Source organism: Roseibium sp. AWQ4_254, from assembly GCF_056161025.1.
Genome location: NZ_JBSWYH010000019.1, coordinates 110,604 through 120,365 on the forward strand (window position 1 = coordinate 110,604; position 9,762 = coordinate 120,365).

A 9,762-nucleotide genomic window follows, 5' to 3' on the forward strand; every position below is an offset into this window, starting at 1 on the left:
TTATCCTTGGTAACCAAGCAGCAGACGCGGCAGGAACAGGCTGATCGACGGAAAATACGTGACCACCAGCAGAAGGGCGACAAGAACTCCGTAAAAGCCGAACATTGGTCTGATGACGTCGCCGATTTTCACCCCGCCGACCGAACAGCCAACAAACAGCGCCGAGCCCACGGGCGGCGTGCAGATGCCAATGCACAGATTGAACGTCATGACCACACCAAAATGCACCGGGTCCATGCCCAGATCTTCCACCACGGGCAGGAAGATCGGGGTGAAGATCAGCAGCGCAGGGGTCATGTCCATAAAGGTGCCCACGATCAGAAGCGCGATGTTGATGATCAGCAAGAGCACAATCGGATTTTCGGACAAATCCAGAAGCGCATCCGAAATCGCATAGGGAATATCGGCAAAGGCCATGGCCTTTGACATGGCAATGGAACAGCCAATCATCAACAGCACGATGGAGGTTGTGACCGCGCTTTCCAGAACGATCCCGGGCAGATCCCGCCAGCCGATTTCCCGGTACCAGATCACCGCCAGAAACAGCGTGTAGACCACGGCAACAGCGGAGGCTTCTGTCGCGGTGAAGATGCCGCCAATGATCCCGCCCATCACGATGACAATCAGCCCGAGAGGCAGCATGGCATCGGCCGCTTTCCTGACGATCTCCGGTCCGCTCGGCCGCTCGGCGACAGGATATCCGCGCCGCTTGGCGATGAAACCTGCCACCACCATCAGGCTGAGCCCCATGAGAATGCCCGGCACATAGCCGGCCACAAACAGGGCTGCAACGGAGGTGCCGTTGGTGATCAGGGAATAGACGATAAAGGTGGAGCTTGGCGGGATCAGCAGCCCGGTCGGGCAGGACGCGATGTTGACGGCCGCGCTGTAGGACGGGTCATAACCCTCCTTTTTCTGCAGGGGTGCCATCACGCCGCCGACAGCGGCTGCGGACGCGACCGCAGAGCCGGAGATCGAACCGAACATCATGTTGGCGATGACGTTGCAATGGGCGAGCGCCCCGGGCAGGCGTCCGCCAAGCACCTTGGCAAACTCGATCAGCCGCATGGCAATGCCGCCCCGGTTCATGATGTTGCCGGCCAGAATGAAGAAGGGAATGGCCAGGAGCGTGAAGCTGTCCAGTCCGGAGGCCACTTGCTGCGCAACAATATAGACCGACTGGTCGAAGGACATGAACAAGAGAAATGTGGCAAAGGCCGACAGGCCAATGGAAAAGGCAATCGGCACGCCCAGGATCATGAGCAGGGCAAAGGTCCCGAACAGCACCAGGACTGACTGAATATCCATGAAGATCTCCCAAATGCGGACCGGTTAATCCAGCGGGCCACCGGGACGTGGCACGCCATCCTGATCATTCGGTCCACGGCCGTCCCGCAAGAGGTCGCCCAGAAAAGTCAGGCAGTAATAGAGAATGCAGATCCCGGAGAACGGGATCGCGATATAGACAAGGCCCATGGGCAGGCGTAGCGCCGGAGAGACCTGGCCGGTCTCCAGCGTCCGGTTCACCAGATCAAGGCCGCCATAGAGCATGACCAGAGCCGCGAATGTGCCGATGGCGGCAATGATGGCGCCGTTGATGGCCTTGCGGAGAGCGCCGCGCGTGATCTGCGGCAGAAGATCAATGGCCAGATGGCGGCGCTGGCCGAGCGTATAGGCCCCGCCCAGCAGGGCAACCCAGATGAACAGGAACCGGGCCATTTCGTCGGTCACGGTGCTCGGGCTTTCCAGCACATAGCGCGAGACGACCTGCCAGATGACGCAGGCCACCAGAACAGCAAATGCAAGGGTGATGACGAGGCGGAGCACAAGGTCCACCCCCCGGGTGATCATGGTCACGGTTTTCCTCCCAAACCGGTAGGCAACGCCGGGCGGCGCTGACGCTCGCAGGTCGCGGCTGCGATAGAAATGCGCCATGAAATCAAATTGGTCAACCAATTTGCCAAAAAAGGTTGACTGATTTTGGAAATTGGACGAACAATTCCAAATCCGCGGCGAGGAGTGCTGCGAGATCCGCACCCGGCAGCCAGCCTTTTGGGCGGCCTTTCTGGCCAGGATGCACCCGGTCACCCCATGGGCAGCCGCACCGGCTGTGTGTGGAAACGTTGACCACCTTGAACGTAGCCGAGCATCTGTGAGCGCTCAAAAGAACGCACACTGCTCTAGGGAGGATACAAGATGAAATTCGTGAAGCTCGCGGCCGTTATGGCTGCAGGCGTTGTTGCCATGGGGTCTGCGGCCCAGGCCAAGACCCTGCGTCTCAACCACAACAACCCGGAAGATCATCCGCTGCACAAATCCATGGAATACATGGCCGAGCGCGTGGAGGAAGCCACAAATGGCGATCTGAAGATCCGCATCTACGCCAACGCCCAGCTGGGCACCCAGCGGGAATCCATGGAGTTGATGCAGAACGGGTCGTTGGACATGGCGCGCTCCAATGCCTCGGAGCTGGAAGCGTTTGAGGAATCCTACGGGGCGTTGAACCTGCCGTATATCTTCGTCAATGCGGATCACTATTACGATGTGCTGAGTGGCGAAATCGGCGCGGACATCCTGAAAGCATCCGAGGACAAGGGCTTTATCGGGCTGGCCTTTTACATTGAAGGCGCACGGTCTTTTTACGCCAATAAGGAAATCCGCTCCCCGGCCGATCTTGAGGGCATGAAAATCCGCGTTCAGCCGAGCCCGTCCGCCATCCGCATGGTGGAGTTGCTGGGTGGCAACCCGACCCCGATTGCCTGGGGCGAGCTTTACAGCGCGCTGCAGCAGGGCGTTGTCGATGGGGCGGAAAACAATCCGATGGCGCTGACCTCTGCCCGCCACGGGGAAGTGGCCAAGGTCTATTCAGATGACGGCCACACAATGATCCCGTCAGTCGTGATGATCTCGACCAAAAGCTGGAACGATCTGTCGGACGAGCACAAGGCCGCCTTGCAGAAAGCTGCCAAGGAATCCATGGATTTCCATCGCGAGCAGTGGGATGCCATGAGCGCGGCCGCCGTGGAAACGGCCAAGAACGAGCTTGGTGTGAAATTCATCGAAGTGGAAAAGGGCCCGTTCATCGAAGCCGTTCTGCCGATGCATGAAGAAGCGGCCAAGAAGTCACCGGTGGTGGCTGACCTGATCGGGCGTATCAAGGCGATCGCTCCTTAAAGTCAACGCAGGTCCCGTCCGGAGGCTCCAGAATGCTCGAACGCTCGCATCTCGCCGACAATGCCCTGCAGGCATTGCATGATGAAGACTATGACCGTCCCTTCAACACCCAGTCGTTGAACCATGAGTGTCTGATTTTCACAGGCGGCCGGGCACTGGAAAGCCTCGACGGAGACTGGACCTTCTGCGTTGATCTACTTGACACTGGCCTCCGGCAGAAATGGTTCTCCATGCTGCCGGAGGCCCCTGAAAACCGGACGGAGCCTTGGGATTATGATCCTTATATGGGCGAAACCGTTCCGGTGCCCTCCAACTGGGCCATGCTCAAGGAAAAATGGTATTTCTTTGAGGGCAGTGCCTGGTATACGCGCCCGCTCGACATGGGCACACCCGACCCGCAGAAACGCCAGTTCCTGCGCTTCGGCGCGGCAAGTTACGACTGCAAGATTTTTCTGAACGGGGAGTTCCTCGGAAATCATTACGGCGCGTCGACGCCGTTTTGCGTGGAGTTGACCGGGAAACTGCGCCCGGGCCGCAACTGGATCATGGCCTGCGTCAACAACACCCGCACCCTCGACAGGGTGCCCATGCGCAATACGGACTGGTTCAATTATGGCGGGATCTACCGGGAGGTTTCGTTTTTCGAGACCCCGCACAGCCTGATCAAGGATGTCTTTGTGCATCTGGTGCCCGATGGCACCTACTCACATATTCGCGCCGAAATCGAAGTCTGCGGCCCGCAGGTGGGCGAGGCCCGTCTGAAAATCCCGGGCCTCGGGGTGGACATCGCCGTCCCGGTCACAGACGGCAAGGGGTCGGTTACCCTGCCCGCCGCGCCGGATCTGTGGAACCCGGAAACGCCGGTGCTTTATGACATCGAGCTGCGTTACGGCGCGGATAGGGTCAGCGACCGGGTCGGCTTCCGCCAGATCGAGCGCCGGGGAACGGACATTGTTCTGAACGGCAAGCCGCTGTTCTTGCGCGGCATTTCCGTCCATGAGGATGATGCTGCGGCAGGCAAAGTCACCTGCGAAGACGATTTGCGCCGCCGCTTTGCCGATGCCGGGGACCTTGGCTGCAATTATCTGCGCCTTGCCCATTATCCGCATCACGAGCGCGCAGCTGAGATTGCCGACGAACTGGGCTTTCTGCTTTGGGAAGAAATTCCGGTCTATTGGGCCATTGATTTTGCCAACCCGGCGACGTACCGGGATGCGGAAAATCAGCTCAGCGAACTGATCAAGCGGGACCGCAACCGGGCCAGCGTCATTATCTGGTCGGTGGGCAATGAGAACCCGGACACGGATGCCCGCCTGGCCTTCATGCAAGGGCTTGCTGAAACGGCAAAACGTCTCGACCCGACCCGGCTGGCATCGGCCGCCTGCCTCGTCAACCACACCCAGAACCGGATCGAGGATCGTCTTGCCGCCCATATCGACGTGATTGGCCTGAACGAATATTACGGCTGGTATGAAGAGAATTTCGAGGATCTGGTGGCCATTGGCGAGAATTCGAACCCGGACCGGCCGGTCGTGATTTCCGAGACCGGGGCGGACGGGGTCATCGGTCCAAAGGGGCCGAAAACGGGTCTGTTCAGCGAGGACTATATGGCCGATGTCTACCGCTGGCAGATCGCAGCGCTGCGCAAGCTGGACTATATCAAGGGCATGTCCCCGTGGATTCTGTATGATTTCCGCGTGGAGCGGCGGCAGAACATGTTTCAGAACGGCTATAATCACAAAGGGCTGATCGCAGCGGATAAGACAACGCGCAAAAAGGCGTTCCATATTCTGGCGGACTATTACCACGACATCGCGGGCGGGACGGCGACGGCAAGGAAAGCCTCATGAGCGGCGACACCTCCAAACGCCGCTATCAGGAAATTGCGGGGCTTCTGGCCCGCCGGATCGCCGATGAAAGCTATAAGCCCGGGGACAAATTTCCGACCGAACGGCAGATCTCCGAAGAACTGGGGATCAGCCGCTCGCTTGTGCGCGAAGCCTTCATCATGCTGGAAATTGAGGGCTATCTCGATGTGCGCAAAGGCTCCGGCAGCTATGTGGCCGATGGCGAAAAGATCTCGCTGAAGGTTCAAAAGACGGATTTCGGTCCGTTTGAACTTCTTCAGGCGCGCCAGCTTCTGGAAAGCAGCATTGCCGGCTTTGCCGCAGCCACGATCACCAAGAACGACATTGTGCAGCTGCGCGAGACGCTGGAAATGGAGCGCCGGGCGATTGAGACCGGCAAGGAGGACTACCTCGCCGACCGGCAGTTCCATCTCAAGATCGCTGAAGCCACACAGAACAGTGTTCTGGTCGACCAGGTGGAGGATCTGTGGCGCAAGCGCGAGACCAGTTCCATGTGGGCCCGGCTTCATGACCGGATTTTCGATCTCAGTTACCGGACCAAATGGCTGGATGATCACGCGGTGATTCTGGAAGCCCTGCGCCACCGCAATGCCGAGCAGGCCCGCCTGGCCATGTGGCAGCATCTGGAAAATGTCCGTCTGACGCTTCTGGACCTGTCCGATGTCGGTGATCCGGAGTTTGACGGCTATCTCTATACGCCTTCCGCTTCGGCCCCTTGACGAAAGAACAGATGAAATGATTGAGAGCTGGCGCTGGTTCGGCCCAAATGATCCGGTTTCCCTGAAGGATGTGCGTCAGAGCGGCGCAACAGGCATCGTCACCGCCCTGCACGAGATCCCGAACGGAACCTTCTGGCCGGAAGAGGAGATTGCCGCGCGCCGCCGGATGATCGAGGCGGCCGGGCTGACGTGGGAGGTCGTGGAGAGTATTCCGGTCCACGAGGACATCAAGACCGGTGCGCCGGGCTGGGAGCAGCTGGCCCGGAACTGGGCCGAAACCGCAAAGGCGCTTGCCCGGCAGGGCATCAAAACGATTTGCTACAATTTCATGCCTGTGCTCGACTGGACCCGCACGGATCTGGATTTTGAACTCCCGGATGGCGCCACCGCGCTCCGCTTTGAGTTCAGTGCCTACGCAGCTTTCGATCTCTTCATTTTGAAGCGGGACGGCGCCGGTGAGGATTATTCGGACGCGGACAAGGCCGCCGCCGAAGCCCGCTTCAGCACCATGACGGACGAGCAGAGCGCACGGCTGACGGCAACCATCATTGCGGGCCTGCCGGGATCGGAAGAAAGTTATACGCTGGAAAGTTTCCGGGCCCGGCTGGACGTCTACCGGACCATCAGCCGGGACGGCCTGTTTCAGAACCTGAAGAATTTTCTGGATCTGGTGCTGCCGGACATCGAGGCGGCGGGCGCCGTTCTGGCCCTTCACCCGGACGACCCGCCCCGGTCCCTGTTCGGGCTGCCGCGCATTGCCAGCACATTGGCCGACTATCAGCACATTCTGGCCCTGAACAGCTCCCCGGCAAACGGGGTCACCTTCTGCACCGGCTCGCTTGGGGCGCATCCGGACAATGACCTTGCGGCCATGGCTGCGGCGCTCGGAGACCGGATCTATTTTGCCCATCTAAGGGCCACCCGCCGGGAAGCGGATCCCCGCAGTTTTTATGAAGATGCGCATCTGGAAGGGGATCTGGATATGGTGGGGATCATCCAGGCTCTCAGGCAGCTGGAACGGCGCACGGGCAGGGTCGTGCCCATGCGCCCGGATCACGGCCACCGGATTTTGAGCGATTTCGGCGGCACCTCGACGCCGGGCTATCCGGCCATTGGCCGGTTGCGTGGCCTTGCCGAGCTGCGCGGCGTGATCCGGGCGGTCGACGCCCTGTCAGTCCGGCGGCCTGCCGTCTAGTCTGAAGGCCTTAAAGTCTTTCAGAGGACGGCCGGACCGTAAAGCTCTGTAAAGAGGGGCCTGAGGACGGCAATTGGCCCCTCCTTGGCTTGACGGCAGGCGGGCAAGGCGACAAGCCTGTTTCGGTAAGCCTTTTTGCCTGCCGACAGGATGCAAAACATGACCGACACGCCCACCCGCCCCCGTCTGGAAGAAGACAGCCGGGATATCATCCTGATTGAAGGCTTGGAGCTGCCCGCTGAAATCGGGGTTCTGGACAGCGAGAAGGGCCGCACCCAGGCGGTCCGCTTCGATGTGGAGATTGAGACGGTGAGCGGCTACCGGCAGATCGTGCGCGACACCGGTCAATATGTCTCCTATGCCGATACGGTAGCCTTTGTGCAGGCCAAGGCAGCCGAAGGCGGCCATGTGGATCTGGTGGAGGACTGGGCCGAGGCGGTGGCCGAATTTGTCCTGACCCATCCGCTTGCCGATGCGGTGAGCGTGAAGGTGACCAAACCGGAGATTTTTCAGGAGGCGTCAGGGGTGGGCATCCGGATCAGGCGGAAGCGCGCCTGAGGCGTACGCAGCTCTGCCCGGCACGCGGCCGTCCTTTGGTCACCGGGCCTTCTGAAAAGAGACACTTGCTCCCGGGCCTTCCGGTCCTATGTCTTGGACAACCCGCCGGTTTTGTCACCTGCTTTCCAATTTTAAGAGTTTTTCATGATTTCAGCCGACCGCATCCTGCCCCTCTGGCTCAAGTATCAGGACGCGCTCAACGCGCCCGTCCGCAGCTTCGGGTTTCCCAAATTCGGAAAACGCTTCGAGGACCGGACCTATCAGATGGGGGTGTTGAACCTGTCGCCGGACAGCACCTATCGGGAAACGGTCTGCCACACCTTTGAAGCCGCGCTCTACCGGGGCCGCCGGATGACCCTGGAAGGGGCGGCCATGGTCGATATCGGCGCAGAATCCACCGGCGAGACCGCCAATATCGTCTCCATTGAAAGGCAGATTGACCGGATGCGTCCGGTGGTGGCGGCGCTGGCAGAGGACAAGATTCTGGTCTCTGTGGAGACCTATCATCCGGAAGTCGCCGTTGCCCTGATGGAGGCGGGCGCCGGAGTGGTCAACCTGACCGGCCGGGTTGATGACCCTGGCTTCTATGAAGCGGTGGCCCGGCATCAGGCCGGTGTGGTGCTGTGTTATACGCCGGGCGACAATGCCCGCTCAGAAGATTACCTGCCCCCGGCAGAAGACATTTTCGATCACCAGTTGGCCTTCTTCAAGGAGCGGATTGCGCTGGCCACCGACGCCGGAATTGAGCGGCTCTGGGTGGATCCGGGCTTTGGCTTTGCCTTGCATTTGCCCGACGGGCCAGACCGCATCCGTTACCAGACCGACAGTATCCTGCAATCCTTCCGGCTGAGGGAGCTGGGCTGGCCGGTCACCGTTCAGCTTACCGGCGCTGTTTATCTCTTTCGCGACGAGGTGCGGGTGGCCCAGACCAGTGCGGCCACTTTGGCGGTTCTGTCCAAGGCCAATCTGGTGCGCAGTCATGAAGTGCCACGGGTCCAGCCGGTCTTGAACCTGCAGGATTTTGCCTGAACCGGGCGGGAGACAGGTTGCCCTGAAGAGGAGGGACAAGATGACAGAGGACAGGATTGCCCTGGTAACCGGGGCCGGAAAACGTCTGGGGCTGGCCATTGCGCGGGGGCTCGCCAGCAAAGGCTATGCGCTCGCCCTCCATTACAACACCTCATCACGGGGCGCACAGCAGCTTCAGGCGGAGATCACGGCTGCAGGCGGGCGGGCGGTTCTGCTTCAAAAGGACCTGAGCCGGCCTGAGCTTGCCGGAGAGCTTGTGAGCGAGGCGGCGGAGGCTTTGGGCGGGCCGGTCTCTGTCCTGATCAATTCCGCATCGGCGTTCAACACGGACAGTCTCCAGGATCTCACATTGGAGAGTTGGCAGTTCCTGATGAATGTCAACGCAGCCGCCCCGGTTTTCCTGATGCAGGCCTTTGCCAATCAGGACCGGGCTCCGGAGGGTGGGGCCATCGTCAATCTGCTGGACACCCAGATGCGGTCCGCGTCTCCGGAGCGCTTCAGCTATTTCTGCGGCAAGTTTGCCCTGGAGGGGGCAACCCGCCTGGCGGCCTATGATCTTGGGCCCAGGAAGATCCGGGTGAATGCGGTGGCGCCGGGACTGGTGCTGCCCAGTGACCAGACGCAGGAGAATTTCGACAGCCGCCAGAGATTGACGCCGCTCGGGGTGGGGCTCGGGCCGCAGGACATCGTCGAGGCGGTTCTCTATCTAACTGAAGCACCGCAAGTGACCGGCCACACGCTCGTGGTGGATGCGGGCCAGCGTCTGATGGGCTTTGGCAACGCAGCCCTTGGCTGACACCGTGTCTTTTGCGGCGGACAGAGGTGCCAGTCCCGGACGGCCCAGGAGTGTTGCCAGGGGCGGTGGCGGGCGGCCTCAGATCCTAAAAAGAGGTTAATATCCACCGTCTTCCACTATCTCGAATTTTTCGCAAAAAAAATCGAAAACACGTGTTGACGGTCATGCTTGGTGTGCGTATAACCGCGCTCATCGACGGCGGCAACGTCGCTGGCGACAGGGTTTTGCGACCTTACTTCCGGAAAATTGGCTCATGAGGGCCGGGCTTGAGGGTTCGGTTTTGGGTTTATTTTCTCTGGTTTTTGGTTTGCGGCTTGAGAGGATTTTCCTCTGTTCTTTGACAATATGATATGAAGGAAGGGAAGCGTAGGCGGCGTTGGTCTTGCGATACCTGGTAGAGATGCTGGGTGTTTTAAGGAGTTA

General features: G+C 60.0%; 9 protein-coding genes. 7 read left to right on the forward strand and 2 right to left on the reverse strand.

All coding sequences use genetic code 11. The features are described 5' to 3' along the window. Both ACXAIC_RS15780 and ACXAIC_RS15785 read right to left on the reverse strand, forming a co-directional pair. Positions 1 to 1,308 carry a TRAP transporter large permease gene (locus ACXAIC_RS15780; protein WP_475181556.1) on the reverse strand — a complete coding sequence of 436 codons (1,308 nt, stop codon included), beginning with the start codon at positions 1,306 to 1,308 and terminating at the stop codon, positions 1 to 3. A 24-nt stretch (positions 1,309 to 1,332) separates the two neighbouring features. Continuing rightward, positions 1,333 to 1,851, reverse strand: coding sequence for a TRAP transporter small permease (locus tag ACXAIC_RS15785; protein ID WP_475181608.1), 519 nt, complete (start codon positions 1,849 to 1,851; stop codon positions 1,333 to 1,335). Positions 1,852 to 2,196: 345 nt separating this feature from the next. Here ACXAIC_RS15785 and ACXAIC_RS15790 point away from each other — a divergent pair, with 345 nt between their 5' ends. The 7 genes from ACXAIC_RS15790 (at position 2,197) to ACXAIC_RS15820 (ending at position 9,339) form a co-directional block, all read left to right on the forward strand. Further along, positions 2,197 to 3,174: a TRAP transporter substrate-binding protein gene (locus tag ACXAIC_RS15790; RefSeq protein WP_475181562.1), complete on the forward strand. Its 978-nt coding sequence runs from the start codon at positions 2,197 to 2,199 to the stop codon at positions 3,172 to 3,174. A gap of 32 nt (positions 3,175 to 3,206) precedes the next feature. After that, the gene (locus ACXAIC_RS15795) at positions 3,207 to 5,024 is read left to right on the forward strand and encodes a glycoside hydrolase family 2 protein (RefSeq protein ID WP_475181568.1); all 1,818 of its coding nucleotides are present in this window, start codon (positions 3,207 to 3,209) and stop codon (positions 5,022 to 5,024) included. After that, complete coding sequence (locus tag ACXAIC_RS15800) at positions 5,021 to 5,761, forward strand: FCD domain-containing protein (RefSeq protein ID WP_475181573.1); 741 nt, start codon at positions 5,021 to 5,023, stop codon at positions 5,759 to 5,761. Before ACXAIC_RS15795 ends, ACXAIC_RS15800 begins: the two co-directional genes overlap by 4 nt. Before the next feature lie 16 nt (positions 5,762 to 5,777). Then, entirely contained in the window at positions 5,778 to 6,956 is a 1,179-nt protein-coding gene (gene uxuA / locus ACXAIC_RS15805) for a mannonate dehydratase (RefSeq protein ID WP_475181577.1), read from the forward strand. Positions 6,957 to 7,115: 159 nt separating this feature from the next. Then, positions 7,116 to 7,514: a dihydroneopterin aldolase gene (locus tag ACXAIC_RS15810; protein ID WP_475181583.1), complete on the forward strand. Its 399-nt coding sequence runs from the start codon at positions 7,116 to 7,118 to the stop codon at positions 7,512 to 7,514. Positions 7,515 to 7,658: 144 nt separating this feature from the next. Further along, positions 7,659 to 8,543 carry a dihydropteroate synthase gene (locus tag ACXAIC_RS15815; protein ID WP_475181587.1) on the forward strand — a complete coding sequence of 295 codons (885 nt, stop codon included), beginning with the start codon at positions 7,659 to 7,661 and terminating at the stop codon, positions 8,541 to 8,543. Between the two features lie 40 nt (positions 8,544 to 8,583). Next, positions 8,584 to 9,339, forward strand: coding sequence for an SDR family oxidoreductase (locus ACXAIC_RS15820; RefSeq protein ID WP_475181592.1), 756 nt, complete (start codon positions 8,584 to 8,586; stop codon positions 9,337 to 9,339). Positions 9,340 to 9,762: the final 423 nt, after the last annotated feature.